This is a genomic window from Paracoccus sp. (in: a-proteobacteria) (assembly GCF_046289755.1).
GTDB lineage: Bacteria > Pseudomonadota > Alphaproteobacteria > Rhodobacterales > Rhodobacteraceae > Paracoccus.
This window is the reverse complement of sequence record NZ_JBKBVD010000031.1, coordinates 17,627-43,975: the sequence shown is the minus strand read 5'-3', so window position 1 is coordinate 43,975 and position 26,349 is coordinate 17,627. Positions and strand designations below refer to the sequence as shown.

Here is a 26,349-nt window from a genome sequence, read left to right as displayed (position 1 = left end):
TGCTGCCGACTGCATTGGTGCAGCCCGCCAGCATCAGGGAAGCCGCGCCGCCAGCCAGAAGGCCCCGGCGCGTCAGGATTGGGGAATTGCTCATCTGTCGCCTCATGTCGTTGTCCAAGGCTCTCACCGGCCTGCTGGCGGGCATAATACCCGTCCGCGCGCTATCGCGCCAGCATCTCAGCCACCGTGGGCGCAAAATAGCTGAGAATCCCGTCACATCCTGCCCGGCGGAAGCATAGCAGGCTTTCCAGCATCGCCTCGCGCGACAGCCAGCCGTTGCGGATCGCGCCCTCCAGCATCGCGTATTCACCGCTGACCTGATAGGCAAAGGTGGGGGCGCCGAACTCGTCTTTGACCGCGCGGCAGATGTCCAGATAGGGCATGCCCGGTTTGACCATCACCATATCCGCACCTTCGGCCAGATCGCGGGCGACGCAGCGGATCGCCTCGCCGCGATTGGCGGGGTTGATCTGATAGGTCTTCTTGTCACCCACCAGCCGCCCCGAGGCGCCCACCGCATCGCGGAACGGGCCATAGAAGGCAGAGGCGAATTTGGCCGCATAAGACAGGATCGAGACATGCTTGTGCCCCTCGCTTTCCAGCGCGCGGCGCAGGGCCCCGATGCGGCCATCCATCATGTCGGACGGCCCCAGCACATCGGCGCCACATTCGGCCTGCACCAGCGCCATGCGCACCAGCGCCTCGATCGTTTCGTCGTTCAGGATCTCGCCGTCCACGACCAGCCCGTCATGGCCGTTGGCATTATAGGGGTCCAGCGCGATATCAGTCATCACCACCAGATCGGGGGCGACCTCTTTGACGGCGCGGATGGCGCGGTTGCCGATATTGTCGGGGTCCCATGCCCGCGCGCAATCATCGGTGCGAAGCGCCTGATCGGAATGGGGAAAGATGCAGATCGCAGGAATGTTCAGCGCAGCGGCGCGTTCGGCGGCCCGCTTGGCGCCGTCCAGCGTCAGGCGTTCGACGCCGGGCATCGAGGCGATCTCTCCGTCGGCGCCGGGCACTTCGGTCACAAAAATCGGCCAGATCAGGTTCGCAGGCGTCAGGCTGGTTTCGGCCACCATCGCGCGGATATTGGCGGTGCGACGCAGACGGCGCAGCCGGGTGGCGGGGAAGGGGGCGATGATCGGGCTGGCCATGGGGCCTCCTGTCGGGCTGGGGTTGCGGCGTGAGGGCGGCTTTCCCTTCTGTGCAACCCGTTCTAAGGTCAGCGGCAGCCAAGAACAAGGAACCACCCCTTGCCGCCATTCGACAGCCTGATCGGGGTGCTAGCCAGCCGTTCCTTCAGCACGATCTGGTTCTGGCTGGCGCTGATCGGGATGTGGTCGGCCACCGGGCGCACCGTTCTGGGCGTGCCGGCCGAGGTTCTGACCCGCGCCCGCACAGCGATCCGGCGCGGCACCGCCGAGGGCCCCGAGGTGATCACCCTGCTGGACTGGCTGTCGCTGACCCTGCCGCGCTGGCGCCTTGGCCCGCGCGAGGGGGCGGTTTTTCTGGCCATGACCAGTTTCCTGCTGACCTCGCTGGCGATTTTGGGCTTTGGCTTCGGGCTGGAACTGGCGCAGGCGCTGGTGCTGGTGGGGTTGCCGTTCTGGCTGCTGTTCTGGATGCGGGTCAGGCTGGCGCGGCGCCTTGCGCCCCTGCTGGAAGCCGCGCAAGAGGGGCAGACCCCGCTGGCCGAGGCCGCATCCGGCGCCATGCGGCAGATGGTCCGGCACCGGCTGTGGGTGACGCTGCTGTCGATGGCCGCCGTGCTGGTGACGCTGCTCTGGGGGATGTTGTGGGTTCTTCTGCATCCCTTCGGCATCTAGTGCGCTTGACTTCCCCGACCCGCAGCTTAGGTCAGCGCGAATGACCCAGCAGATCACCCTGTCCGGCGCCCCCGAGGGCTATGATGCCGCCCTGATCGCGCGCGAGGCCGCCCGGCCCGACAATCGCGGCGCGCCCGTCATTCATATCGCCCGCGACGACCGCCGCATGGCCGCGACCCGCGCCTCGCTGGCCTTTCTGGCGCCGGGTCTGCCGGTGCTGGATTTCCCGGCCTGGGACACGACGCCCTATGACCGCGTCTCGCCCGCGCCCGAGATACAGGCGGCGCGGATGGGCCTGCTGGCGGCGCTGGCGCAGGGGCGGATTACCGGGCCGTTCGTGCTGCTGACGACGCTGAGTGCGGTGCTGCAACGGGTGCCGCCGCGCGATCTGGTCCGCGCCACCGCCTTTTCCGCCCGCGTGGGCGAGCGCATCAACGAGGCGGCGTTGCGCGATTTTCTGGTCCGCATGGGGTTTTCGCAAAGCCCGACCGTGACCGAGCCGGGCGATTACGCCATTCGCGGCGGCATTATCGACATCTTTCCGCCCGGCGGGCAGGGGCCGGTGCGGCTGGACCTGTTCGGCGATGTGCTGGACGGGGCGCGCCGTTTTGATCCGGTCACCCAGCGCACCACCGACAAGCTGGACCGGGTCGAGCTGGCCCCCATGTCCGAGATCATCCTGGACGAGCCTTCGATCACCCGGTTCCGCCAGAACTACCGCATGGAATTTGGCGGCGGCACCAGCGATCCCTTGTATGAAAGCGTCAGCGCGGGCCGCAAGACGGCGGGCGCCGAGCATTGGCTGCCATGGTTTCACGACCGGATGGAGAGCCTGTTTGACTATCTGCCGGGCGCCTCGGTCGTGCTGGACGATCACATCGGGCAGGTGACCGACGCCCGGCGCAGGATGATCGAGGAACAGTTCGACGCCCGCCGCGCCGCCATGGCCGCCAAGGGCCGCGCCGATACGGTCTATAAGCCGGTGCCGCCCGATGCGATGTTCCCCTCAGATGCCGAATGGCAGGGCTGGCTGGCGGGCCACCGCGTGTTGCGGCTGTCGGCACTGCACCAGCCCCCCGGTCCGGGGGTTCTGGATGCGGGCGGGCGCGTGGGCCGCAATTTCGCGCCCGAACGGCAGTCCGAACAGATCAACCTGTTCGGCGCGCTGGCGGATCACGTCAAGGCGCTGGCCCGCGACCACCGCGTCGTCATCGCCAGCTTCTCGGACGGCGCGCGCGAGCGTCTGGGCGGGTTGTTGGCCGATGAGGGGCTGACGGGTGCCAGGCCCATCGACGACCTGCGCGGCCTGCCCGATCAGCCCGGCGCCATCGGCCTGACCGTCTGGCCGCTGGATGAGGGCTTTGTGGCGGACGGCACCGCCCTTGGCAAGCTGGCGGTGATCTCGGAACAGGACGTGCTGGGCGACCGGCTGATCCGGGGCGCCAAAAAACGCCGCCGCGCCGAGAATTTCCTGAAGGACACCCAGACCCTCAGCCCCGGCGATCTGGTGGTCCATGTCGAACATGGCATCGGGCGATACACCGGCATCGAGACGATCATGGCGATGAAGGTGCCGCATGACTGCGTGGCGCTGGAATATGCGGGCGGCGACCGGCTGTTCGTGCCGGTCGAGAATATCGAACTGCTGACCCGCTATGGCCATGAAGAGGGCATGCTGGACCGTCTGGGCGGCGGCGCCTGGCAGGCCCGCAAGGCGCGGCTGAAAGAACGCATCAAGCTGATCGCCGACAAGCTGATGCGCATCGCGGCCGAGCGCCTGCTGCGCCCCGCCCCGGTGCTGGAGCCCGACGACCACGACTGGCAGCAATTCGCCGCGCGCTTTCCCTATAGCGAGACCGACGACCAGCTGTCGGCCATCGAGGATGTCGCGGGCGATCTGGCCGCAGGCCGCCCGATGGACCGGCTGGTCGTGGGCGATGTGGGCTTTGGCAAGACCGAGGTGGCGATGCGCGCGGCCTTTATCGCCGCCTCGCAGGGGATGCAGGTCGCGGTGGTGGCGCCGACCACGCTGCTGGCCCGCCAGCACTATCGCAGCTTTGTCGAGCGGTTCCGTGGCACCGCGATCACGGTCCGTCCGCTGTCGCGCTTTGTCAGCACGAAGGATGCGGCGGCGACGCGCACCGGCCTTGGCGACGGGTCGGTCGATATTGTCGTGGGCACCCATGCGGTGCTGGCCAAGGGCGTGCGGTTCAGGAACCTCGGCCTGCTGGTCATCGACGAGGAACAGCATTTCGGCGTCGGCCACAAGGAACGCCTGAAGGAATTGCGCTCCGACATTCACGTCCTGACCCTGACCGCGACGCCGATCCCCCGCACGCTGCAGCTGTCGCTGACCGGCGTGCGCGACCTGTCGGTGATCGGCACGCCGCCGGTGGACCGTCTGGCGATCCGCACCTATGTCAGCGAATTCGACAGCGTCACCATCCGCGAGGCGCTGCTGCGCGAGAAATATCGCGGCGGGCAGTCCTTCTTTGTCGTCCCGCGCCTGACCGATCTGCCCGATGTCGAGCACTGGCTGGCCGAGAACATGCCCGAGATCAACTATATCGTCGCCCATGGCCAGCTGGCGGCGGGCGATCTGGATCAGCGGATGAACGCCTTTTACGACGGCAGCCATGACGTGCTGCTGGCCACGACCATCGTGGAATCCGGCCTCGATATTCCGACCGCCAACACCATGATCGTCTGGCGCGCCGATATGTTTGGCCTGTCGCAGCTGTATCAGATCCGGGGCAGGGTGGGGCGGTCCAAGGCGCGCGCCTATGCCTATCTGACCACCAAGCCACGCGTGCCCCTGACCCCGCAGGCGATGCGGCGGCTGAAATTCCTCGGTTCGATCGACGGGCTGGGGGCGGGGTTCAACCTTGCGTCGCAGGATCTGGATCTGCGCGGCGCGGGCAACCTGCTGGGCGAGGAACAGTCGGGCCATATCAAGGAGGTCGGCTTTGAGCTCTACCAGCAGATGCTGGAGGAAACGATCGCCAAGCTGAAATCCGGCGAGCTGGAGGGCACCCCCGAGGATGAATGGGCGCCGCAGCTGAACCTTGGCGTGCCGGTGACCATCCCCGACAGCTATATCCCCGATCTGGACGTGCGGCTGGGCCTTTATCGCCGTCTGGCCGAGCTGACCACCAAGGTCGAGCTGGAGGGCTTCGCCGCCGAGCTGATCGACCGTTTCGGCCCGCTGCCGCGCGAGGTGAACACGCTGCTGCTGGTCATCCGCATCAAGGCGATGGCCAAACGCGCCAATATCTCGCGCCTCGATGCCGGGCCCAAGGGCGTCACGGTGCAGTTCCACATGGACCGCTTCCCCAACCCCGCCGGTCTGGTCGACTTTCTCACCGACGAGCGGGGCAGCGCCAAGGTCACCGACAACAAGGTGGTGCTGAAACGCGAGTTCGCCAGCGATGCCGAACGGATCAAGGGCGCCTTTGCCGTCGCCCGAGATCTGGCCGCCAAGGTCAAGGCGGGCCGCGCGGCCGACAAGGCCAAGGCCGCGCCGTGATCCGCTTTGACACCGGGCCTCTGCCCGGCGGTACGCTGTTTGACGCGCCGCAGACGATCATCCGCGCCGACACGCCCGCAGGCACCGGCCCGGCGCTGGCCGCGATGCAGGCCGCACAGGCGCGGGGCTGCTGGCTGGCCGGATACCTGTCCTATGAGCTGGGCCATGCGCTGACCCCGCGTCTGGCGCCGCTGATGCCCGCCGCGCGCGCGATGCCGCTGATCCTGATGGGGGTGTTTGACGGGCCGCGCCCGGCGCCCCCCTTGCCCGACCCACAGGGCGTGACGATCGGCCCGGCCCGCCCGCTCTGGGACCGGGCGCGCTATGACCGGGCGATTGCGGCGGTGCACCGCCATATCGAGGCGGGCGACAGCTATCAGATCAACCTGACCTTCCCGCTGGAGGCGCCGGTGACCGGCGACCCGCTGGCGATCCATGCCGCGCTGGCCGCCCGCCAGCCGGTGGGCGAGGGGGCCTTTGTCGATCTGGGCGGCCCGGTCGTGCTGTCGCGCAGCCCCGAGCTGTTCTTTGCCGTCGACACCGCAGGCCGGATCGAGACACGCCCGATGAAGGGCACCGCCGCCCGGCTGGCCGATCCTGTGGCGGACCGGGCGGCCGCAGACGCGTTGCGGGCCTCGGAGAAGAACCGGGCCGAGAACCTGATGATCGTCGATCTGCTGCGCAATGACATCAGCCGCGTCTGCCTGCCCGGCTCGGTCCATGTGCCGCAGCTGTTCGGGATCGAAAGCTACGCGACCCTGCATCAGATGGTCTCGACCGTGGCGGGGCAGTTGCGCCCCGGTGTCGGGCTGGCGCAGATCCTGGGGGCGCTGTTTCCCTGCGGCTCGATCACCGGCGCGCCCAAGATCCGGTCGATGCAGATCATCGCCGAGCTGGAGGGCGCCGCGCGCGAGGTCTATTGCGGCGCCATCGGCTGGGTCGATCCGGCGGGGCCGATGCGGTTCAGCGTGGCGATCCGTTCGCCCTGGATGGTGGCGCCGGGGCGGTTGCGGCTGAATGTCGGTGGTGGCATCGTGCATGACAGCCAGGCGGGGGATGAATGGGACGAGGCACTGTGCAAATCCGCATTCCTGGACCTGTCCCCGAGGGGCTGACGGTCTTCGAGACGATGCGCGCCGGGGCGGATGGCTCCATTGCGCTGTGGCCGCTGCATCTGGCGCGGCTGCGGCGCGGCTGCGCGGCTGTGGGCTTTGCGCTGGACGAGGCACAGGTGGCGCAGGCGCTGGCCGCGTTGCCGCGCGGATCGGTGCTGCGGGCGCGTCTGGCGGTCGATCAGGCAGGCAGGGTGGCCGTGACCCATGCGCCGTTGCCGCCCGCGCCGCCCTTCTGGCGGGTGGCGATCTCGGATCAGCGGCTGCGGGCGGATGATCCCTGGCTGACGCTCAAATCCTCGCACCGCCCGGTCTATGACGCCGCGCGGGCCAGCCTGCCGCCGGGCGCCGATGAGGCGCTGCTGCTGAACGGGCAGGGCGCGCTGTGCGAGGGCACGATCACCAGCCTCTTTGTCGCGCGCGACGGCGTGCTGCTGACACCGCCGCTGTCCTGCGGGCTGTTGCCGGGCGTGCTGCGCGCCAGCCTGCTGCAATCGGGCCGCGCGGTCGAGCGGCGGCTGTCCCTGTCTGACCTGCCAGGCGCTGATGTCTTCGTCGGAAACGCGCTGCGCGGGCTGATTCCGGCGCGAATGCTGTGACGGACCCAGCAACACCCTTGCCGCCACCGCTCTGGCCGCATATTCCTGTGCGCGGCGGCCCCGTGGCTCAACTGGATAGAGCAGCCCCCTCCTAAGGGGCAGGTTACAGGTTCGAATCCTGTCGGGGTCACCAATAAAATCAGTTACTTATGGGAATTTTAGGGGTTTTCCCTCTTGTTCGTTGAACCGAAACTGGTCCACCGAACTCAAGCGCATCCGCTGCGCCGCGCAGATACTCGGGGGAAAACCGGGCATATGTTGAACGGGTGACGGATGGGTTTGTGTGGCCGAGGTACTGCGCAATCTCTTCCATCGGCACACCCGCCTCGGCCATCAGCCGCCCGGCCGTCCGGCGCAGATCGTGCGGGGTGCAGTGATCTATACCGGCGCGCTTCACCGCCGCGTTGAAGCCCGTCTTGATCGATCCGACCTGGTGCCCGCCCCATTCGATGACATAGGGGGAGAGGCTTGCGGCCCGCGCTGCTTGCAGCGCGCCCATGAGGGTATCGTTGATCGGGACGGTTGCGCGGCCCTTGCGGGGGCCGATGTCGTTGGTCGCCAGCTTGATCATGCGGCGGTCCAGATCGACGCGATCCCAAGTCAGTTCCAACAGCGCCCCGATCCGGCCAGCCGTGGTCAGCATCAGAAGCATGGCGAGGCGGATATGCGGATCGCCCGCAGCTGCCAACAGGCGGGCAACCTCATTGCGGTCCAGATAGCGTTCGCGTGGGGGCGGGGTCTGCGGCATCTCGATGCGGGGCGCACTGCGGATCAGCTTGGCGGTGGCGCCCCAAGTCAGGGCGGTGCGCAGGCATCCCATTTCAGTCCGGATCGTGGCGTCCTTGCGGCCTTGGGCGCGCCGTGCCGCGATGTAGCGCCGGCAGTCCTCGACAGTAATCTGATCCGGTGTCAGGTGCCCGAATGTCGGCAGGACGTTCTTTCCGGTTTGCGCGAGCTTCGATTCCTGACGGCGCCCTGCGACCTCTGCCTGATAGGCTGCCCATATCTGCGCAATGGTTATACCGGCGGCGGGTGATGTCTGACGCAGGATCAGGTCGCGGGCTTCGCGCTCTGCATCCTTCTGCGTGTGTGCCGCAAGGCGATAACGTCTCCGGGTTCCGTCCTCGTCATTCCACATGACGACAAAGCGGCCGTTGAGGCGTCCGATTCGATAGTCCCGCATTCGTAATCCTCTACCGCCTTGGCTGTGACCCGCATCATTTTTCCGACTCGGAACGCGGGCAGGGTCCCGCTGCGGATCATGGCCCGGACAGTCTCGGCGCTGCAATCCCAACGCTCGGCCAGCATTTCGGGCGTATAGGGTCTTGCCATCAGATCAGCACCTCTTGCCGCGCTGGAAGGATGCGCCCGATAGCGCGTCGGGTCACCTGTATGGCGCCTTGAACAGTGTCCAGGTGACCGGGCCGGTTCTTCATGGCGTGCTCTCTGTCAGCCGCTTTTCGGCAGCGGCGAGCCAGTTTCTGAAAGCGCCTTGCAGCCCGCTGGTGCTGGACGAGCTGATGCAGTGCATGCTGATGCGGTTGGCGTCGTGTCGCTGGGTGATCCGCGCGCCATAGGTGGCGTGCAGGTATCGGCCGAGATCCTCAGCCGCAGCGCGGTGCCTGCGATGCTGGTCCATCAGGTCGACGCCAGAACTCATTCTGATGGGCGGAAGGGCGTCGAGACGCTGGCGCAGGTCGGTGATGGTGGCGTCGAGGTCAGTCATGCCGCACCGCCGGGGTGAAAGGGCCTGCGGCCATCCTGATCGGTGATCATGAGCGGCATGTCCTTCGGCGCCTCCCGATACGGCATCTGCACCGGCAGCACATTCCGCCCCCGCTCGCGCGCGTCGATGATGCGGCAGACCTCCGCGGTCAACTCGCGGGCCAGCGGCATGTCGATCGGGTCCATGCCGCAGTATCGGTCGATCACGCCGACTATGGCAGCGGTGATGTCGTCGCGGTCGGTTTCGGTCAGGGGCATGGGGTCACCTGCTGGGTCCGGGCGCTGTGCTGCGAGAGGTGGCGGTCGATCTGGGCGCGGGCCTCGGCAAACGTTTCGGCGGTGGCGTGCCCGTCCGTCTCGTCGTGGGTCCATGTCCAGACGCCGCCGGGCATGTCGGTCTGCATGAGGCTGGCGCCGCGATAGGTCAGGGGTGCGGCCGTCACGACGGCACATGCTCTGCCGCTGATCTGCCGCTGACCTCCGGCCAGCGCGTCGCGCGAAGCAGCCGCAGCTTCATCGGGGTGATGTGGCACAATGGCCAAGGCGGCGCGAACCACCTTTGCCATGTGCCGCAGGCCTGTTTCTTCAGGCCAAGGTTCACGGCCAGCGATCAGCGTGTCGGCCCATAAATCCAAAGTGAACGCGACCATTTCCAGATCGCTCCAACCCGCCCTCCGGCGCAGCTCGTGCACCGAGGCCATGCCGCGCTCCCAGCTCGTTTCCGTGGGATTGTCACTCATGACGCAACCCCGACCAGCCGCAGGCCGCAGATGATCAGACTGCCGGTGCCGTCACAGACGACCGGCCAGTGATCGTTGATCGCGACCCGCAACAGGATACCCGCCGCGAACACGATCAGCGCAGCTGTGGCGCCATGGATCATCCCCGAGCTGTGGGCCCGGCGACGAAGGCGCAGCTGATCAGCGGCCAGACGCGACAGATCGTCAGGCGCGGCCCGGATCGCATCACGGGACGCCGCCCGGCGCAGATCGTCGGCTTCTTCGACTGTCCCGGCATCCCAGCCGAGATGGCGGTTGCGGGCGACGGTGTCGGCCTCGGGCGGGGTCAGGGGGCGGCGGAAGGGTGTCGGCACCGGCTTGCCGCTGAACGGGTCGAACCGGGTCATGCCGCTGGCCCGTTCGTGCTGTTGGCCGGGCGGTGGCGCTGAGTGACGCGCAACCCGTGATGGCTGCCGATGATCCGCCAGGCCCACAGGCGCAGGGTTTCAGGCAAAAGGGCGGCGATATCGGGATTGGTGACCACTGCCATCGCGTCTGCGACGGCAGTGGGCGTCACGGGAAGAGAAACGTTGTGGTTCTGGCACATGGCCGGGGTCTCCATCGGGTTGCGATGGAGATAAAATGAATGTCAGGAATATTCTTGTCAACGATTAAAATTCCTATCAGGAATTTGAAGAGGCGCGTAAGCTTCTCTTGGTACAACTTTGGCTTGCAGGGCCTTCTGAGGCCCGGCTATGTGTTCGCATTATGTTCTTGGAGGTTAGTGTGGGTAATGAGGAAAAATTTGCAGAGCTTTTACGCAAGCTGCCGCCCGAAGCGTTCATTTCCTTGCTGGAGATCCTGGCTCATCGCGAGGAACTAAAGTTGCCGCTAGATCTAACCAGCCCTGCTGTCGATCAGCCGGAAGGCGGCGAAAGGCAGCAATAAGTGCGCGTTCTGCGTCTGACCGTTCATCAGATATGAGATCCGAGACATCTACGTTCAGGGCTGCGGCTAGCTGCCTCATGACGCGCAGCGTGACGCCATCGTAGCCTCGCTCGATCTTCGAGATCGTCGACTGCTGGACCCCAGCCATTTCGGCAAGTTCATTTTGCTTCAGGCCGCGAGCGCGGCGCAAGTTCTCAAGGCTCATGCGCTATCTTCCACTGTGCGTGTTCGCAAAGCAAACGCGGGGTGGGAATTTAATTCTTGACGGGCATATTCCTGTAGGGGATATTGCGGAGCTATGAGCGACCTTCATGCATACCTCACGCAAGCCGGTATCCGGCAGGACGAATTTGCGACATCTGTAGGGGTGACGCAGGCCACGATCAGTAAACTCGTGCGCGGGGTCGCTCGACCAAGCCTTGATCTCGCATTTGCCATCTCTCGCGCAACGAACGGGCTTGTGCCTGTCGTTGCATGGGATCGGGAAGCAATTGCCCAACCCCCCAACCAAGAGACCCCTCATGACCCATCCTCTGAAGACTGCACCGACGCAGCCTGACCGGCAGCGTCGTCAAATGTCCCACGGCAATGCCTGCGCCAGTCCCTTTGACGGCCGGGGCCGCACGCCCGCTCAGGCACGTCGCGCCCACGTCCATCACGGCACGGAGCGCGAGGTATTTCTGCGCCGCTGGTCGCTGCTGATGATTGCCAGTTTCGACAGCCGCGAGGCCTGCGCCGTGCATTTCGGTGTCAGCTTTCAGACCGCATGCAACTGGTTCGACGCGCTGAACGCCCCTTATGGGCACCATGTCGATCGCGCCACGCGATCGCTGGACCGCTACGCCCAGATCATGCGGGGGGATCGGTGATGGAGGATCTGAAGCCGCTGATCGGCGCGAAGTTCGTGCGAATGAGCGTCACGCAAGAAGACGAGACGCGGATCAAATCTCTAACTGCTGGCGAACCTCTGCGCGTCCGGCCGACCTTCACTGCTGGGGATGATCAATCCCCACTATCTTCTGCCGGTATGCAGGGGCGCTGACATGCAGATCGGGTCTTCAGGACACCCGAGGGCGGGAGGTTCGGGCAGGCAGCATGACCTGTCCGGGGCGGACCTCGCCCGCACAAGCCGCGATTCCGGCCGCCCTCGGGTGGGCAGCATCGGATGCGGGATCGCGGAACCTGCGGCTGGCCCGGCCGAGAGCCACCTCTCGGTGGCAGGGCAAACACAACACGCTTTCGGTGCCTGTGTCTGCTTCGCACCGATGACTGGCGCGGCGGCCTGATCGCCGCCGCGTCCCTTTCATTCCCATCCGCGCCGCGTGGGGCGCGGCTTCCGGGGCGCCTGCCTTCCTCCTCCCTGCGGGTGCCCCGGATCAATCACAGCCGAGGGACAGATGGCTCATCAAAACCGGATTGCCGCGATGCGGTTCACGCTTGGGCTGGCCATGCGGGCCAAGCTGGCCACCCCCGATGTGACCGCGCTGCGGCTGGCCGTGATCGCCGTCGACAAGAGTTTTGAGGCCGGTGATCCGCTGCGCGTGTCGCTGCACGAGTTCGCCGACCAGTTTCCCCGCGTTCGTCGCGATCCGCCCGCGCTGCAACAGGCGGGCGATGTGCTGTTTGACGCCGTGAGGCGCGCAACCTGGCCCGCATCTGGCGTACGGGCCGATATTGAGGGCTGAGCCATGAAACTGACCCATTTTGACCGCGCCCTGATCCACGGGATGGGGCTGATGTCGCGCCCGCCGATCATCGCGCAGCCGCAGGATCACCGTATGGTGGCGGGGATTGTCACTGCCGCCGCCGAGCGTGCGCAGAGATCAGGTCCGATGGGCGATCTGGTCGGGGCTGCGCGCCATGTGCATGCTGATGAGCGGTTGCATCGCGGCACCGCGCATCTGATCGCGCGCGCCATGGATGATTTCGACCGGTATATGCTGGCGATCCATTGGGATGCCGTGCGGGGGCAGCAATGAGCGCCCGGAAAATCACCAACCCCGATGGGCGCCGGGTTCTGCGGCCCGTGACGCTGCCTGAGGTTCCGTTCGCGATCGATCCGCCATCGGCAGATGAGACCGCTCCGTTGTCGCCGCCGATCCGCAGGACGGTCCACCGCCGTCAGTTCGGCATTGATGAGATTGTCGACACGATCCGCAAAGTGTGCATCGAGGCGCGAAATGAGCGGGCATAGCGGCGGGCGATTACATCCCCGGCATGACCCGCATGCCGCTGCCTGCCGCCGGATGTGGGCCGCCGTCCTGCTGGCTGTGCTGAATGATGCCAATGTCGAATATTGTAAGACGTTGCGAAGGCGCGGTGATGGCGGCGCCGTCATCGACGCGGCGCGCAGGTATCTGACCAGCCGCAGCGGGCGCATGATCGCGGCCTGCGTCGGGATTGAGCTCAACGTCGAGTCGACCCTGCGCACGATCACACTGCCGCGTCCCGAGTTCCGCGCCCGGCTGTGCATCGATGCCCGATCAGCGGGCGGCGATGATGCGTGACGACGGGCGGATCGATCTGGCGCATCAGGTTCCGATGGCGGATCTGGTCGACCGGCTGGCGATCCCGTCGCTGACCCGCGCGGGTGCCGAGCTGGTCGGGCCATGCCCCTCCTGTGGCGGCATCGACCGGTTCGGGATCCATTTGCAAAAGGGCGTATTTCTGTGTCGCCGCTGCGACGCCAGGGGCGATCAGATCGCACTGGTGCAGCTGGTGCTGGGGATGGAGTTTCCCGCCGCGCTGGACTGGCTGGTGGGTGCAAAACAGGATCTGACGCCCGCGCAGCGCGCGGAACAGGCCCGCCGTGCCGAGCAGCACCGCCGCGCGCGGGACGCGGATGCCGCCCGCCGCCGGTCAGAGGCGATCGCGCAGGCCCGCCAGATCTGGGATCGCGCGCAGCCCGCCGATGGCTCGCCAGTGGTCACCTATCTCGCCCTGCGCGGCATCAGGTTGCGCGATGGTGCGCGCCTGCCGCGCTGCTTCCGCTTCGAGCCATCGGCCCGGCTGGTCGTGCCGGATCCGGCCCGGCGGGGCGAGTTCGTCCCGGTGCATGAGGGCCCGGCCATGCTGGCCGCCATTCTCGGCCCTGACGGGGCGCTGACCGGGGTGCATCGCACCTGGCTCGATCTGCGCCAGCCCAAGGGCAAGGTGATTGTCCCCCATCCGCACAAGGCCGGGGAAATCGTCGCATCGAAAAAAGTCTATGGATCAAAGAAAGGCGGCGCGATCCGGATCTACCACCCGCGCGATGCCGACTGGCTGATCATGGCCGAGGGGATCGAGACGACGCTGTCGGCGATGATGGCCCGCAGCATCAAGGGCGCCGCATTCTGGGCGGGGGTGGATCTGGGCAACATGTCCGGATCGCGCAAATTGGGGCCCGGCCTGAAATACGCCGGCATCCCGGATCTCACCGATCTGGATGCGTTCGTGCCGCCGCCATGGGTCCGGCGCCTGATCTTTGTCCAGGACGGCGACAGTGATCCCAGGCTGACCCGCGCAAAACTGCTTTCCGGCCTGCGCCGCGCCAAGGCGCTGCGGCCCGGCCTGACCGCCGCCATCGTCCATCCGGGCCATGGCATCGACATGAACGACCTGCTGCTGGGCGCAGAGCCTGTCGGCGAGGGGGAATGATGAGCGAAGATGGTATCGAAAGGGTGCGCGCCGCTCTGGCCGCGCAGGAAGAGGTTGATCTGCCCGAGGGGATAGATCTGCCACCGGCGGAAGGGGATGCCGAGGCGGATTATCCCGAGGGCTATCTGCCGCCCCCCGCGCCCCCCTCGGATGATCGCCCGGACGGACCCGACGAGCCCCCGAACCCCGTCGCACTGGCCGCGAAAGAGCCTCAGAACGACCTGGGCAATGCCAATCGGTTCGTGATCCATTTCGGGGCCGATGTCCGGCATGTCTCGCAGGTCGGCTGGCATATCTGGGATGGCAGGCGCTGGCGCAAGGACGCCGAGATCAGCAAGGGGCTGTCACCTCGCATCCGCCAGCTGACCCAGATGATTTCGGGCCTGATCGAACAGGAAATCGACTTTCTCGAACCGTCACGTCGCGAACGGAAGCTGCTGGAGGAAGAGCAGGAGCTGCGCCGCCGCCGGATCGCCATCGAGGCCATGCCCGGCTATGCCGGAGACGAGGCGCTGATCACCGAACTGGGCAATATCGAGGCGCGCTTCCGCGCGATCGACGCGGCACTGAAGTCCTACAAAGAGAAGATCAAGCGCCGCCTGACCCACGCCAAGAACGCAGGCAATTCCGGGCCGATGACCAACATGGCCGCCGAGGCGCAGGTCATGCGCTCGGTCACCGTGGACGATCTTGATCAGAGCGACCTGGACGTTAACACCCTGACCGGCGTGTTGCGGTTCCGGATCGACCCCTTCGGCGATCTGGGCATGGGGCCCAAGGCGGTGGTCGAGTTGATCACGCATGCGCGTGAACAGATGCTGAGCAAGCTGGCCCCTGTCGAGTACGATCCCGATGCGACCTGCCCGAACTTTGACGAGTTCCTGCGGCAGATCCAGCCCAATATCGAGATGCGGCAGTTTCTGCAGCGATGGTTCGGCCTGTCGATGAGCGGCATTCCGGTCCAGAAGCTGGCGTTTTTCCACGGCGCCGGTGCCAACGGCAAATCGGTGCTGGTCGACATCATCTCGCGGATCATGGGCGATTATTCCGTCACCGCCAAGATCGAAAGCCTGACTGGCAAGAGCAAGAAATCGGGATCGGATTCGCAGCCCGACCTGATCCCGCTGATCGGCGCGCGCAGCGTGCGCACCTCAGAACCCGAAGAGGGCGAGAAGCTGCAAGAGGCGCTGGTCAAGGCGCTGACCGGCGGCGAGCCGATGATGATCCGGGATCTGTTCTCGGGGATGATCCTGTTCCAGCCCTATTTCAAACTGACCATCTCGGGCAACCACCTGCCCGAGATCCGCGGCGGCGATGACGGGATCTGGCGGCGGGTGCTGCTGGTCAAGTTCCCGATCCAGATCCCCGAACACAAGCGCAGGCCCAAGAAAGACATGGATGCCATGCTCTGGGAAGAGCGGTCGGGCATCCTCAACTGGATGGTCCAGGGCCTGCTGGATTTCCTCGATGGGGGCTTGCAGGAGCCCGACGAGGTTGTCGCGGCTACGGAAAGCTATCGCAAGGACAGCGACCCGATCGGGACGTTCCTTGCCGATGCCACCATCGTCACCGGCTACGAGGGCGATTTCATGACCTCGCGCGAGCTGATCGACGCGTTCAACTTCTGGATCGAGGAACGCGGCGAGCCGCGATGGGGCGGGCGCAAGGTCTCGATGCGGCTCAAAGGCAAGTCCGAGGGCTGGCGCCATCCCGAGACCCAGAAGATGTTCATGCCCGGAAAATCGGGCGTCACCGGCTATCGCGGCATCCGGCTGGCCGAGGAATTCGGGCGGCGCATACGCGAAAGCAAGGATGCCGAAACCAGCAGGGGATGGTCATCATGGGACCGCTAGCCCCGCACCCCATTCTCTGGACAACCGACATGGCGGGCCTTCGGGCCCGTCGCGCATGTCTGGTTGTCGGTGTCCCGGATGGGTCTGACGGGCCTGAACAGCAGAGTTGCCGGGCCGGAAAAGGCAGGGGTTCGGGGGCAGGCTATCGACGTAAAATCAGGTACTTGCATTCCGTTTCTGGGCCTGAGGGTCTGACGGGCCTGAAACTGCGACCCATGTGCGCGCGCGTATCTTACCGGGGTCCGGGGGGAAGTGCTCTTGCGTATAGGTTGAGAAGTCAGGCCCATCAAACCCTCCGGCCCAAAATCACCCGTTAAGCCAGTGATAACATTAACTCTGACCCGCTAAACCCTCTCTTATCTCAAGCCCTTATTGAACAACGATCAAGCCCATCAAGCCCAACTCCAGAACTGATGAAATCAAGGGGTAGTATAAGAATGAAAAAGAGCCACAAAATGCAGATCAAGCAGGCCAGCCAGGGTGATTTCTATCTGGACCGGATGGCGGCGCTGGCGGTGAATGAGCCGGAAAACCGGATGGCGGTCGAGGCGGCGCGCTGCAAGGCGATGCTGTCGGCGGGTGACGTGATCCCGGAAGAGTGCGGCCCGGACATCCGTCCGTCACTGACCAGCGGTAGTTTCGTTCTGGTTCAGAACATCGAACTGCTGCCGGTGGGCAACGACAAGGTCGAGGCCGTGCATCGCGGCTATGGTGGCCGGAAGGCGATCCGCCGCGCCGATGCCTTTGACGCGATGATGGCCGCGTCGGCGCGGCGCAGGCAGCCGTGCCCGCTGACCTTTGGCCAGATCTCGATCGGGCGGCGTTATCACGATCTGGTCGAATTGCTCAGCGCTGACGGCACCAAGCTGTCCAGCCTTCAGGGCGGCGCGGGTGGCCCGGATGGCCGCGACTGGATGGATCGCCGCTTGGAGTTTTCGGCAGAGGTCGAGGGCCTGCGCCGCCGGATCGGTTCGGGGGTTGCTATGAGCGTCCGGCGCGTTCGCCCGTCAGCGCGCGGTGGTCGCGCCGCACGGCAGATCACGGATCTGGCATTGGTCGACGCTGTTTGTCTCAAGGGTCGCGGTCTGGCTGATATCCTGATCTTCCACGGCTGGTCCGTCAAAGGGTCGCACAGAGATGCACTGTCAGAAGCTCTGTGTGGTGCGCTGAACCGCATGATCGGGTATGGGCGGAAAAAAAGTTATTGACCGCTTAGGTCCGTCTATGGCAACAGAATCAATATTATCCAGACGTGCGCCCGCAGGGATCATCCCTCGCGGGCGTTCGTCGTTCTTAAGCTTCGAGGCAGAGGAACAGATGCTCAACCACGTAGTTGGGCAAAGTCCGTGTCGAAGCGTACTCTGCGCGTTTCTTGCTTCCTTTTGCACAGATCCGCTCGGCCTCTGCCTTTGCGGTGGCCTGCGCTTCTTCTGCATTGGCCAGCGAGTTGGTCTGTATCTTCACGCTATCGCCGTTGAAGTCCGATACCGTTGCAGTGCTGGGTGCGCATGCGGCCAGCAAAGCCAGTCCTACGAATGCCATTGGCAGGTATGTTTTTTTCATCTCAATTCCTTAGGTCGATTTCAGGCCAAGGAAGTATGGCCGGATAATCCTCTCACGCAAGCGTGAGGTCGCGTGCGTTTTCGAAGTGTTGCGGTTGTCGCACATACTTCATCGTCCGAAGGTGGGAGAATGCTGAGGATCTCAATCGACGACGCCGACCTTCAACGAAACCTGCGCCAGTTGGCGGACAAGGACGCGCGGGTGGCGGCAAGCTGGGCGCTGAACGATACCGCTGCCGATGTGCTGAAGCATGTGCAGGAGCGGATGGACGATGTCTTTGACCGTCCGACGCGGTTCACCAAAAACGCGCTCATGGTCTGGCGCGCGAAACCGAACAACCTTGAGGCACAGGTGATCGAGCGGCCCTCGGTCGGGCGCCGCCACTATCTGAAGGTTCAGGAGATTGGTGGCCAGCGTGGCAAGACGGGACTGGAGCGGTTGCTCGGATCCCGGCTGGCCTTCGACGGTATCATCCAGTCAGCCATTCCGGGCAAGGGTGCCAGGCTGGACGCATATGGCAACTGGTCGAACGGCGAACGCAATCAGGCACTCTCGGCGGTGCGGGCGCAGCGCGACGGCGCCACCAATACCACGGCGGCATCCAGCCGCCGCAACCGGCGCCGGGCGGGTTTCTTCGTTCCCAAACCCGGCTCAAGGTTGTCGCCGGGGATCTGGAAGCGCGCGCCCGATGGCTCGATCAGCAAGGTGCTGCACTTCAGCGCGGTGGCGCCGGTCTATGATCAGCGCCTCGGGTTTCAGGACGGCGCGGAAGAGGTCTGTCGGGCGCGGTTGCCCGAACATCTGGCCCGGACCTTCGAGCGGATGGTCGCCCGGGTTGCTCAAAAAACAGGCTGAAACCCCGGCGGGTCCTTCCCGGCAAGGGGCCGCACGGGGGTAATTCGCGCCCCGTTACATTTCTGGGAGCAGTTTCAACCGCATGGTGCGGTTGGGGTTGCTGTTGTTCATCATGAGGTTCCCATGTCGTCTTCCATCACGCTGGCTGATGGGAGCGTGCTGGACGTCGCGCGCCATCCGCTGCCAGCGGGTGTCGAGGATGACGGCACGCCCCTGAACCGCGCACAGTTGGCGAAAGCCTTCGTTGTGTCGGAAAACACCATCACCAAATGGCTCAGCCAAGGGATGCCGGTCGATAGCACCGGCGCCAATGGTGTGTCCTATGAGTTCCGCCTGGCGCATTGCTGGGCATGGAAGCAGGACCGGGACGAGCGGTCCCGCGCGGCCAAGTCGCGCGGCGACCAGCTGGCCGCGCAGGCAGCCCTGGCGTTTCGCAACCTCGACGAGGATCAGGCCGAGGACGAGGGCGAGCTGACCGCCGACGATCTGCGCAAATGGTCCGAGGCCGAATATCACCGCAACCGGGTCGCGGAACAGCGCGGCGATCTGCTGCGCGCCGACCGGATGCGGGCGCTGATCGAGGACATGTTCGTCACCTTCGGGGCCGAGATGGACACGCTGCCGGATTTTGCCGAGATGAACTTCGGCCTGTCCGCCGCCCAGGTGGCGCAGCTGGAGGCGCGCTGCGACGAGATGCGGGCCGAGGTGCGCCGCCTGATCGAGGCGCGGCTTGGCCGCACCGGCGCCGTGGTGGCGCTGCCCGGCCGACAGGCGGATCTGGATCTCTGATGGTCGAGATGCCGGACCGGGGTCTCTCGGCCCTGACGCGGATCCCGCCGCTGCCGCCCTTCGTCACGCCAGAAGAGCTGGCGGCGGATGCGCTGCCGCTGCTGGATCCGCCGAGCCGGGTTTCGGTCACCGATGCGGCCGAGCGGTCGCTGCGGGTGCCGGTGGCGGGCAAGTGGTCGGCCTATAACCGCAACGTGGCGCCCTATACGATCGAGCCGCAGGACATCTCGCAGTCGCGGCGCTTCAAGGCTGTGGTCTTTGTCGGTCCGTCGCAGAGCGGCAAGTCGCAGATGCTGCTGTCGGTGGCCTCGCATGCGATCACCTGCGCGCCGGGTCCGGTGCAGCTGATCCACATGACCAGGACGGACGCCGATGCCTGGGTCGAGGAAAAGCTGGATCCGGCGATCTACAACAGTCCGCATCTGCTGGACCGGCTGGGCCGGGCGCGCGAGGACAGCACCTTCAGCCGCAAGCGGTTCAAGGGGATGCGGCTTGGCATCGGCTATCCGGTCGCCAACCAGCTGTCATCGCGCTCGCAGCGCATGGTGCTGCTGACCGATTACGACCACATGCCGCAGCGGCTGGGGCCGAAGGACGCGCCCGAGGCCTCGCCCTTCGGCATGGCGTTGCAGCGGATCAGGACGTTCATGTCGCGCGGCTGCGTCTTTGCCGAAAGCACCCCGGCCTTTCCGGTGGATGAGGCCAAGCTGCGCCCGGCCACCGGGCTCGACCCGCATCTGCTGCCCGCGACCACCGGCGGCATCGTGAACCTCTATAATGAGGGCACGCGCGGGCGCTGGTATTGGGAATGCCCCGATTGCGGCGAGCTGTTCGAACCGGCCTATGACCGGCTGGATTACAACCGCGATCTGGAACCCGGCGAGGCTGCCGACGGCGCCGTGATGGTCTGTCCGCATTGCGGCTGTTGCGACATCGAGCATCGCCATAAGGCCGAGCTGAACCGGCTGGCGGCGGCGGGGCGCGGCGGCTGGCTGCACGAAAGCCGGATCGTGGGCGAGGATGGCAGGCGCCAGCTGTGCCGGATCGACGACGAGCAGATCCGCAACGTGCCTTTCGCCACCTATGCGCTGAACGGCGCGGCAGCGGCCTTCGCCTCCTGGCAGGGTCTGGTCGAGCGATACGAGACCGCCCGGCGCACGCTGGAAGCCTCGGGCGATGAGACGGATTTTGCCGGGGTCCACTACACCGAAATCGGCGTGCCCTATCTGCGTCCGAAGGACGAAGACGAGAATGCCGTCACGGTCGAGACCCTGACGGATCATGCCATGAAGCTGGCGCGCGGGGTCGCCCCGCACTGGGCGCGCTTTGTCACGCTGATGGTCGATGTGCAGGGCAACCGCTTCGAGGTCATGGCCATGGCATGGGGCGAGGATGGCGAGCGCGTCATTATCGACCGCTATGCGATCCATCAGCCGCCCGACGACGCCCCGCGCGCCAGGGGCGAGGATGGCAGGTATCGCGGCATTGATCCGGGGCGCTACGCGCAGGACGCCAATGTCCTGACCGAGCTGGCGGGCCGGGTCTTTCCGGTCGATGGCGCGGCCTGGGGCCTCAAGCCAGTCGGCGTCGTCATCGATTTCAACGGCCCCAAGGGCTGGTCGGACAATGCCGAGAAGTTCTGGCGGGCGCGGGCCCGCGAGGGGTTGGGCGGTCGGTTCTACCTGTCGATCGGCAGATCGGGGCTCAGCCAGCGCGACCGGGTCTGGCACGAGGCGCCCGAGCGGGCCTCGGGCGGCAAGAAGGCGCGCGGCATCAAGCTGCTGAACATGGCCGTGGACCGGCTGAAGGACAGCGTCTCGGCGGCGCTGGCACGGACCGACACGCCGACCAACGCCCAGCATGTGCCGTCCTGGATGGAGGCCGAACATGTGGCCGAGCTGCTGGCAGAACAGCGCGGCGACAAGGGCTGGTCGCTTAAGCCCGGCCAGACCCGGAACGAAAGCCTCGATCATTCGGTGCAGGGCCTCGCCCTGGCCGAGTTTCTGGGGCTGAACCGCGTCAACTGGCAGGCCCCGCCCGCCTGGTGCGTGCTGGGCCCCGACAATGCCAATGCCGTTCCGCTGGAACGGCCCAACGATCCGGACAGCGCGCGCGAGGCGCCTGCGCGTCCCGCCCCCAAACGCATCGGCTATCTGAGGAGATGACATGGCCTATACGCAGGCAGATGCCGATCAGCTGCGCCGCGCCATCGCCAAAGGCGTGTCGTCGGTCGAGATCAACGGCGAAAAGCTGACGTTCCGGTCGCTGGCCGAGATGCGCAGCACCTTGCAGATGATCGAGGCTGAGCTGGCGGGCACAGGCGCAGGCGCCGCGCGCGTCGGCTATCCGCGCACCACGCGGGGTCTGTGATGACCGTTCTGGACCGGGTGATCGGGTACTTCGCGCCCGAGGCGGGGCTGCGCCGCCTGACGGCGCGGGCGCAGACCAATGTCGTGATGAACTATGATGCCGCCTCGCGCGGTCGGCGCACCTATGGCTGGAAGGCGCCCGCCACCTCGGCGGATGCGGCGGCCTTCGGATCGCGCGAGCGGCTGCGCCAGCTGTCGCGCGATATGGTCCGCAACCGCGCCTATGCCGCCCGTGCGCGTGAGGTGGTGGTGGCCAATGTCGTCGGCGAGGGGATCGTGCCTTCTGTCCGCAGCAGCAGCGACAACGTCAAGGCGGTGGTGAACGACCTCGTCCAGCGCCACCTGCTGAGCGTGCGCCTTGATGCGGGCGAGGAATATGACCTGCTGGAAATGCAGCAGATCTGCATGTCCACCGTCTTCACCGATGGCGAGGTGCTGATCCGCAGGCGGATGCGGTCGGGCGGCTACAACCGGCACCTGGCGCTGCCCTACCAGATCGAGCTGGTCGAGGTCGACTGCCTCGATCAGACGATCCAGAGCTATGGCGAGAACCTTGTGGTCGAGGGGGTCGAATACGGACCCACCGGCGCGATCGAGGCCTATCACCTCTTTAACGAACATCCCGGCGCCGTCCGGCACCGCAAGCCGCTGGAATCGACGCGGGTGCACTGGTCCGACATCATTCACCTGCGCCGCTTCGAACGCCCCGGCCAGCTGCGCGGCGTGCCGTGGCTGGCGCCGGTGATGATGACCCTGGGCGAGCTGGCCGATTATCAGGAGGCCCAGATCCTCAAACAGCGGATCTCGGCGCTGATGGCGATCGTGCTCAAATACACCCAGGGCTCGACCCGGCCCGCCACTGCCGGATCGGGGCTGGAGGATCTGCAACCCGGCGCGGTGGTGGAACTGCCCGAGGGGGCCGAGCCCACCGTGGTCAACCCGCCGACGGTCGATGGCTATGACGAGTTCATGGGCCGGGGCCTGCGCACGATCGCGGCGGGGCTGGGGATCACCTACGAGGCGCTGACCGCCGATCTGCGCGGCGTGAACTTCTCGTCGGGTCGCATGGGCCGCAACGAGATGGATCGCCTTGTGCGCATGTGGCAGCGCGGCTTGATGATCATGCAGATGGGCGAAGGGATCGAACGCTGGTTCCGCGAGGGCCTGCTGCTGGCGGGCCATCACGGGCTGGAGTTCACGCTCGACTGGACGCCCCCGCGCCGGATCCTTGTCGATCCGACCAAGGAAATCCCGGCGATGATCGAGGAAATCGACGCCGGGCTGAACAGCCGTCAGGGCGTGCAGCGCGAGCTGGGCCGCGATCCCGACCGCATCCGCGAAGAGCGTCAGCAGGATGCGGAAGCCGATCAGAAGATGAACGCGGCCGCTCCGGCCCTCAAGCCAGCCCCTGAGCCCGCCGCTGCCGGTCCGGACGATTCCGACGACGATGAAAAGGACGATGACGATGCGAACCGGCAGTGATCTGATCTTCAATGGCGAGCTGATCCTCAGCGGCACCGTGATCGGCGACGATAATGTCGGCTGGATGTGGGAAGAGGATATGTTCTACGCCCCCTCGCTTGTCCGTCAGGCTCTGGGGCAGCTGGGCGAAGGCCGGATCACCGCCCGGCTGAATTCTGTCGGCGGCAACGCAGATGCAGGTGAACAGATCCGCGCCATGCTGGCCGCCCATCCCGGCGGCTGCCGGATCATCGTTGAAGGTCAGGCAGCTTCGGCGGCGTCCCTGATCCTGATGGCCGGGGCCGAGCGCGTCATGTCCGCCGGATCGCATATCATGATCCACGATCCCTCTGCCATGATCTGGGGCAATGAAGACGACGCCCGCCGGGCAGCGGATCAGCTGTCGCTGATCGCTGACACCTATGCCGCCGTCTATGCCGCCGCGTCCGGCAAGACCGCCGAGGACGTTCGCCGGATGATGAAGCAGAACGGGCATCAGGGCACCTGGTTCGGCCCGGACGCCGCTGTGGCCGAGGGCTTTGCCGACAGCGTCGAGGCCCCGGTGCAGGCTGTGGCCTCTGCCGCGGCGCGCGATCTGCCCACCGCCCAGCAGCTTTACATGGCGGGTTGCACCCTGCTGCGCGAGCGGCTGGCCGCCAGAACGACACCGGAGCGGGCCGCGCGGCCCGCGCCTTCCCCCACCGCCACCGGCGGTCACCCTTCTATGGAGAATGTCATGGATCCGACCGAGACGACCGCGCCTGCGGCACCCGCGCCGACCCCTCAAACCACCGCCACGCCGGTCGCCCCGGCACCCGGCGCACCCACGCCCAACACACCCACGCCCAACACACCCACGCAGGTCACCATGCAGGCCGATCCGGCCGCCGTTCTGGCCGGGGAACGCGCCCGCGTCCGCGCCATCCGGGAGATGTCGGCCCCGCATGTGGCCTCGGGGCGCCTGATGCAGGCTGACGTCGACGCGCTGATCGATGAGGGCGTGACCGCCGATGTGGCCGGCACACGTCTGCTGTCGACGATGGCCGCGCATGAACCGCTCGGTCGCAGCGCCCCCCAGGGCAGTGGCCCCCGCAGCAGCATGCAGCGCGACGAGGGCGAGACCCGCGTGAACGGCATGATCGGCGCGCTGATGGGTGAGACCGACGGCCCGGCCAGCCAGTTCCGTGGCATGCGCCTGCGCCATCTGGCGATGGAACTGTCCGGATCGGGCCGGGGCTACAACGACACCGACACCATCCGGCGCGGCATGCGCGCCACCACCATGATGGGCGGCGCCTATGGCGTCAGCGATTTTGCCTATATCACGACCGAGGTCATGAACCGCTCGTTGCAGCAGGCCTACCAGCGCCGCAATGCCTCCTGGCAGCTGGTTACCGGCGCGCCGCTGACCGCCACCGATTTCCGCGAGCTGCATTCCGTCCGCTTTGGTGGCGATTTCAGCCTCAAGCCGGTGCTGGAGAATGGCGAATACCAGTCGGCGGTTCTGGCCGACGAGGCCGAGGGCCTGAAGGTCGAGCGCCGTGGCCGCACGATCAAGCTGACCTTCGAGGCGGTCGTCAACGACGATATGGGCGCGTTTCAGCGCATCCCGGCCGAATTCGCCATGGCCGCCCGGACCATGGAGAACAGCATGGTCTGGTCGCTGATCCGCGCCAATGCGCCCCTCAAATCCGATGGCGTGGCACTCTTCCATGCCAGCCATGGCAACCTTGCCGGGTCGGCCGCCGCGATCAGCGCCGCCTCGGTCGGCGCGGCGCGGCGCGCCATGTGGGAACAGCGTGCCTTCGGCACCAGGGACAAGGACGATTTCATGCAGGTTGAGCCCGACCGGCTGATCGTGCCCCCGGCGCTGGAACTGACCGCATTGCAGTTCGCCACGTCGACGACCCCGGCCACGGATGGCAACGTCAACCCGTTCAAGTCCAGCCTGACGCCTGCCGTGGTCCCCAACCTCGGCGCGGCGGCGGGCGGGTCGGACACCGCCTGGTATCTGATTTCCAGCGATCTGCCGCCGATCGCACACGCCTATCTGGAGGGGTATTCGGCCCCGACCGTGCAGACGATCGAGGGCATGAACCCCGATGCCGTGGTCATGAACGCCCGCCACATCTTTGGTGCGGCGGCGGTCGAGTTCAAAGGCAGCTTCAAGAACACCGGCGCGTAACGCGCGGCCCTGATCCCGGATGCAGCAGGGCGGCCCTCGGGTCGCCCGCTGCCGTTCTGACCCCCTCGACAGGAGAGCGAGATGAAAAACTACATTCAGCCGGGTGAGCACCTCACCCTGACGATGGCGGCTGCCGTCACCTCGGGCGCGGGCGTGCTGGTCGGCGCGATCTTCGGCGTGGCCCAGTCCCATGCGGCGGAGAACCAGCAGACGGTTCTGGTTCGTCGCGGTGTGTTCGAACTGCCCAAGACCGCCGCGCAGGCCTGGACAGTCGGGGCGAAGATCTACTGGAACGACACCGACAAGGTCTGCACGACCGCCCCCGAGGAAGACGACATTCTGATCGGTGCGGCAGTCGAGGCGGCACCCAACCCCTCGCCCACCGGGCAGGTGTTGCTGGACGGCGTCATCCGCTGATGGCCAGCTATTTCGACGGGATGGCGGGCACGCTGTCGGACCTGTTCGGGTCCGTGATCCGCTATGAACCCGCCAGCGGCACGGCGCGGGACGTGCAGTCCATCTTTCGCGCCGCCCCGATCGAGGTCACCGCCGCCGACGGGCAGATCCTGCGGATCGACGCGCCCAGCTGGCGGGTGCGGCGCAACCTGGTCCCCGAGTTGGCGCGCGGGGATCTGATCGAGGTGCCCGGCCACGGGCGCTTTAAGGTGATGGTCACGCATAACAGCGGCTCGCCTGCTGAGGATGCCTTTGCGCTCTGCGAGCTGCACCGCGAGGTGGCGCCATGAGCCATTGGCGCAGCGAATACCGCACATCGGTCCGCACGGCGCTGGCGGCGCGGCCCCGGTTTGCGGGTGTCCGCATCCTGAAGGTCTGGCCGGGCAGCATCGATGATGCCTCCCTGCCGGTGATCGGCGTTCTGACCCCGACCGAGCCGGTGGCGCGCGACACGCAGAAAAGCGCCACCCGCCGCACTCTGTTGCAGGTCGCCCTGCGCCGGACCGGCGGCGAGGACATCGAGGACATGCTCGATGCCGACAGTGACGAAATCGAGGCCGTGGTGCTGGCCGCGCTGCGCACGTCCACACGGCGCGCGCAGCTCGAGGAGCTGTCGATCGTCAGCGACAGCCGGTCCGAGACCTATGTCGGCACCTTGGTCATGTCGTTCCGCATTCAATCCTTCCGGTCAGACCCGGTTCTGGCCCCCTGATGGAGA

33 protein-coding genes and 1 tRNA gene are annotated in these 26,349 nt (G+C 66.2%); 24 read left to right on the top strand and 10 right to left on the bottom strand.

The features are described 5' to 3' along the window. Positions 1-161 precede the first annotated feature (161 nt). Positions 162-1,160 (bottom strand): porphobilinogen synthase, encoded by a 999-nt coding sequence (gene hemB / locus ACK41U_RS12490; protein ID WP_409680598.1) that lies wholly within the window; start codon positions 1,158-1,160, stop codon positions 162-164. Positions 1,161-1,259: 99 nt separating this feature from the next. Between hemB and ACK41U_RS12485 the strand changes: the two genes are divergently transcribed. The 5 genes from ACK41U_RS12485 to ACK41U_RS12465 all read left to right on the top strand — a co-directional run bounded on the left by ACK41U_RS12485 (position 1,260) and on the right by ACK41U_RS12465 (position 7,202). After that, a complete protein-coding gene (locus tag ACK41U_RS12485; RefSeq protein WP_409680597.1) occupies positions 1,260-1,832 on the top strand; it encodes a hypothetical protein in 573 nt (190 codons plus the stop codon). 40 nt (positions 1,833-1,872) lie between these two features. Continuing rightward, entirely contained in the window at positions 1,873-5,358 is a 3,486-nt protein-coding gene (mfd, locus tag ACK41U_RS12480; protein WP_409680594.1) for a transcription-repair coupling factor, read from the top strand. After that, positions 5,355-6,473: an aminodeoxychorismate synthase component I gene (locus tag ACK41U_RS12475; protein ID WP_409680591.1), complete on the top strand. Its 1,119-nt coding sequence runs from the start codon at positions 5,355-5,357 to the stop codon at positions 6,471-6,473. Before mfd ends, ACK41U_RS12475 begins: the two co-directional genes overlap by 4 nt. Continuing rightward, complete coding sequence (locus tag ACK41U_RS12470) at positions 6,434-7,069, top strand: aminotransferase class IV (RefSeq protein ID WP_409680588.1); 636 nt, start codon at positions 6,434-6,436, stop codon at positions 7,067-7,069. The genes ACK41U_RS12475 and ACK41U_RS12470 overlap by 40 nt, the downstream gene beginning before the upstream one ends. 56 nt (positions 7,070-7,125) lie before the next feature. Continuing rightward, a tRNA-Arg gene (locus tag ACK41U_RS12465) sits at positions 7,126-7,202 on the top strand. Between the two features lie 6 nt (positions 7,203-7,208). Here the strand turns inward: ACK41U_RS12465 and ACK41U_RS12460 are convergent. From ACK41U_RS12460 to ACK41U_RS12425, 8 genes are all read right to left on the bottom strand, one after another. Beyond that, a complete protein-coding gene (locus tag ACK41U_RS12460; RefSeq protein WP_409680604.1) occupies positions 7,209-8,207 on the bottom strand; it encodes a tyrosine-type recombinase/integrase in 999 nt (332 codons plus the stop codon). Beyond that, positions 8,120-8,377 carry a helix-turn-helix domain-containing protein gene (locus ACK41U_RS12455; RefSeq protein WP_409680601.1) on the bottom strand — a complete coding sequence of 86 codons (258 nt, stop codon included), beginning with the start codon at positions 8,375-8,377 and terminating at the stop codon, positions 8,120-8,122. Before ACK41U_RS12455 ends, ACK41U_RS12460 begins: the two co-directional genes overlap by 88 nt. Before the next feature lie 124 nt (positions 8,378-8,501). Further along, positions 8,502-8,795, bottom strand: a complete 294-nt coding sequence (locus tag ACK41U_RS12450) for a hypothetical protein (protein WP_409680585.1) — start codon at positions 8,793-8,795, stop codon at positions 8,502-8,504. After that, complete coding sequence (locus ACK41U_RS12445) at positions 8,792-9,052, bottom strand: hypothetical protein (RefSeq protein WP_409680583.1); 261 nt, start codon at positions 9,050-9,052, stop codon at positions 8,792-8,794. Before ACK41U_RS12445 ends, ACK41U_RS12450 begins: the two co-directional genes overlap by 4 nt. Beyond that, a complete protein-coding gene (locus ACK41U_RS12440) occupies positions 9,043-9,534 on the bottom strand; it encodes a hypothetical protein (protein ID WP_409680580.1) in 492 nt (163 codons plus the stop codon). Before ACK41U_RS12440 ends, ACK41U_RS12445 begins: the two co-directional genes overlap by 10 nt. Next, a complete protein-coding gene (locus ACK41U_RS12435) occupies positions 9,531-9,920 on the bottom strand; it encodes a hypothetical protein (protein ID WP_409680577.1) in 390 nt (129 codons plus the stop codon). Before ACK41U_RS12435 ends, ACK41U_RS12440 begins: the two co-directional genes overlap by 4 nt. Beyond that, positions 9,917-10,120, bottom strand: a complete 204-nt coding sequence (locus tag ACK41U_RS12430; protein WP_409680575.1) for a hypothetical protein — start codon at positions 10,118-10,120, stop codon at positions 9,917-9,919. The genes ACK41U_RS12435 and ACK41U_RS12430 overlap by 4 nt, the downstream gene beginning before the upstream one ends. Before the next feature lie 234 nt (positions 10,121-10,354). Beyond that, the gene (locus ACK41U_RS12425) at positions 10,355-10,666 is read right to left on the bottom strand and encodes a helix-turn-helix domain-containing protein (protein WP_409680572.1); all 312 of its coding nucleotides are present in this window, start codon (positions 10,664-10,666) and stop codon (positions 10,355-10,357) included. Between the two features lie 93 nt (positions 10,667-10,759). Here ACK41U_RS12425 and ACK41U_RS12420 point away from each other — a divergent pair, with 93 nt between their 5' ends. From ACK41U_RS12420 to ACK41U_RS12375, 10 genes are all read left to right on the top strand, one after another. After that, complete coding sequence (locus tag ACK41U_RS12420) at positions 10,760-11,020, top strand: helix-turn-helix transcriptional regulator (protein ID WP_409680569.1); 261 nt, start codon at positions 10,760-10,762, stop codon at positions 11,018-11,020. Next, on the top strand, positions 10,983-11,330 hold the full coding sequence (locus ACK41U_RS12415) for a hypothetical protein (protein WP_409680566.1): 348 nt from the start codon (positions 10,983-10,985) through the stop codon (positions 11,328-11,330). Before ACK41U_RS12420 ends, ACK41U_RS12415 begins: the two co-directional genes overlap by 38 nt. Beyond that, a complete protein-coding gene (locus tag ACK41U_RS12410; protein ID WP_409680564.1) occupies positions 11,330-11,503 on the top strand; it encodes a hypothetical protein in 174 nt (57 codons plus the stop codon). The genes ACK41U_RS12415 and ACK41U_RS12410 overlap by 1 nt, the downstream gene beginning before the upstream one ends. A gap of 355 nt (positions 11,504-11,858) precedes the next feature. Beyond that, positions 11,859-12,146, top strand: a complete 288-nt coding sequence (locus ACK41U_RS12405; protein ID WP_409680561.1) for a hypothetical protein — start codon at positions 11,859-11,861, stop codon at positions 12,144-12,146. A gap of 3 nt (positions 12,147-12,149) precedes the next feature. Continuing rightward, positions 12,150-12,440 carry a hypothetical protein gene (locus tag ACK41U_RS12400; RefSeq protein WP_409680558.1) on the top strand — a complete coding sequence of 97 codons (291 nt, stop codon included), beginning with the start codon at positions 12,150-12,152 and terminating at the stop codon, positions 12,438-12,440. Further along, positions 12,437-12,655, top strand: coding sequence for a hypothetical protein (locus ACK41U_RS12395; protein ID WP_409680555.1), 219 nt, complete (start codon positions 12,437-12,439; stop codon positions 12,653-12,655). Before ACK41U_RS12400 ends, ACK41U_RS12395 begins: the two co-directional genes overlap by 4 nt. A 52-nt stretch (positions 12,656-12,707) precedes the next feature. Beyond that, complete coding sequence (locus ACK41U_RS12390) at positions 12,708-12,968, top strand: hypothetical protein (protein ID WP_409680552.1); 261 nt, start codon at positions 12,708-12,710, stop codon at positions 12,966-12,968. Then, positions 12,958-14,100, top strand: coding sequence for a hypothetical protein (locus ACK41U_RS12385; RefSeq protein WP_409680549.1), 1,143 nt, complete (start codon positions 12,958-12,960; stop codon positions 14,098-14,100). Before ACK41U_RS12390 ends, ACK41U_RS12385 begins: the two co-directional genes overlap by 11 nt. Next, entirely contained in the window at positions 14,100-15,953 is a 1,854-nt protein-coding gene (locus ACK41U_RS12380; RefSeq protein WP_409680546.1) for a phage/plasmid primase, P4 family, read from the top strand. Before ACK41U_RS12385 ends, ACK41U_RS12380 begins: the two co-directional genes overlap by 1 nt. A 455-nt stretch (positions 15,954-16,408) precedes the next feature. Then, positions 16,409-17,161, top strand: coding sequence for a hypothetical protein (locus ACK41U_RS12375; RefSeq protein ID WP_409680543.1), 753 nt, complete (start codon positions 16,409-16,411; stop codon positions 17,159-17,161). Positions 17,162-17,246: 85 nt separating this feature from the next. Here ACK41U_RS12375 and ACK41U_RS12370 read toward each other — a convergent pair whose 3' ends face one another. Next, positions 17,247-17,516 carry a hypothetical protein gene (locus tag ACK41U_RS12370; protein ID WP_409680540.1) on the bottom strand — a complete coding sequence of 90 codons (270 nt, stop codon included), beginning with the start codon at positions 17,514-17,516 and terminating at the stop codon, positions 17,247-17,249. A gap of 129 nt (positions 17,517-17,645) precedes the next feature. Here ACK41U_RS12370 and ACK41U_RS12365 point away from each other — a divergent pair, with 129 nt between their 5' ends. From ACK41U_RS12365 to ACK41U_RS12325, 9 genes are all read left to right on the top strand, one after another. Beyond that, entirely contained in the window at positions 17,646-18,371 is a 726-nt protein-coding gene (locus tag ACK41U_RS12365) for a hypothetical protein (protein WP_409680538.1), read from the top strand. Positions 18,372-18,494: 123 nt separating this feature from the next. Further along, positions 18,495-19,160, top strand: a complete 666-nt coding sequence (locus ACK41U_RS12360; RefSeq protein ID WP_409680535.1) for a hypothetical protein — start codon at positions 18,495-18,497, stop codon at positions 19,158-19,160. Continuing rightward, the gene (locus tag ACK41U_RS12355; RefSeq protein WP_409680532.1) at positions 19,160-21,325 is read left to right on the top strand and encodes a terminase gpA endonuclease subunit; all 2,166 of its coding nucleotides are present in this window, start codon (positions 19,160-19,162) and stop codon (positions 21,323-21,325) included. Before ACK41U_RS12360 ends, ACK41U_RS12355 begins: the two co-directional genes overlap by 1 nt. 1 nt (position 21,326) lies before the next feature. Further along, a complete protein-coding gene (locus ACK41U_RS12350; protein ID WP_409680529.1) occupies positions 21,327-21,530 on the top strand; it encodes a phage head-tail joining protein in 204 nt (67 codons plus the stop codon). Then, positions 21,530-23,011, top strand: coding sequence for a phage portal protein (locus ACK41U_RS12345; RefSeq protein WP_409680526.1), 1,482 nt, complete (start codon positions 21,530-21,532; stop codon positions 23,009-23,011). The genes ACK41U_RS12350 and ACK41U_RS12345 overlap by 1 nt, the downstream gene beginning before the upstream one ends. Then, positions 22,989-25,175 (top strand): Clp protease ClpP, encoded by a 2,187-nt coding sequence (locus ACK41U_RS12340; RefSeq protein ID WP_409680523.1) that lies wholly within the window; start codon positions 22,989-22,991, stop codon positions 25,173-25,175. Before ACK41U_RS12345 ends, ACK41U_RS12340 begins: the two co-directional genes overlap by 23 nt. Before the next feature lie 81 nt (positions 25,176-25,256). Beyond that, complete coding sequence (locus tag ACK41U_RS12335; RefSeq protein ID WP_409680521.1) at positions 25,257-25,592, top strand: DUF2190 family protein; 336 nt, start codon at positions 25,257-25,259, stop codon at positions 25,590-25,592. Next, on the top strand, positions 25,592-25,921 hold the full coding sequence (locus ACK41U_RS12330; RefSeq protein ID WP_409680518.1) for a hypothetical protein: 330 nt from the start codon (positions 25,592-25,594) through the stop codon (positions 25,919-25,921). The genes ACK41U_RS12335 and ACK41U_RS12330 overlap by 1 nt, the downstream gene beginning before the upstream one ends. Next, a complete protein-coding gene (locus ACK41U_RS12325) occupies positions 25,918-26,343 on the top strand; it encodes a hypothetical protein (protein ID WP_409680515.1) in 426 nt (141 codons plus the stop codon). The genes ACK41U_RS12330 and ACK41U_RS12325 overlap by 4 nt, the downstream gene beginning before the upstream one ends. Positions 26,344-26,349 lie beyond the last annotated feature (6 nt).